At 56.6% G+C, this 341-nt stretch carries 1 protein-coding gene; it reads right to left on the bottom strand.

All coding sequences use genetic code 11. The features are described 5' to 3' along the window. Positions 1-180 (bottom strand): thioesterase family protein (locus F8C76_RS19440; RefSeq protein ID WP_369126719.1); only part of this gene is annotated, 180 nt, incomplete at its 3' end. Positions 181-341 lie beyond the last annotated feature (161 nt).

Below are 341 nucleotides of genomic sequence, written 5' to 3' on the forward strand. Positions count from 1 at the left end.
GCCCCGGTTAAGCCTCTGATACAGATCCCAGCCCAGCCCCAGCTCGGTGGTGTGGTGCCAGGCAATCTGCTCCATAAAACGCAGATATTCAGTGTTGTTCACATGGCCCATCACATCGATGGCTTCGGCAGGTACGGTCACTGTCAGTTCATGCACATTGGGAAGATCCCAGTTGATCATCGTACTGCTCCCTGAATCACTTGATCTCGCAGATAGACCGGCTGTGCCTGTTCTGCACTCACACCCTCTCCGCGTTCGAATGCAGGTAATGCCAGCTGCGCAACAGCTTGCGCACGGGGGTGAGCGTCAGCAACGCAGAAGCTTGCGCCATAGGCCACCCA

The organism is Flagellimonas olearia, assembly GCF_009184425.1.
Lineage (GTDB): Bacteria > Bacteroidota > Bacteroidia > Flavobacteriales > Flavobacteriaceae > Flagellimonas > Flagellimonas olearia.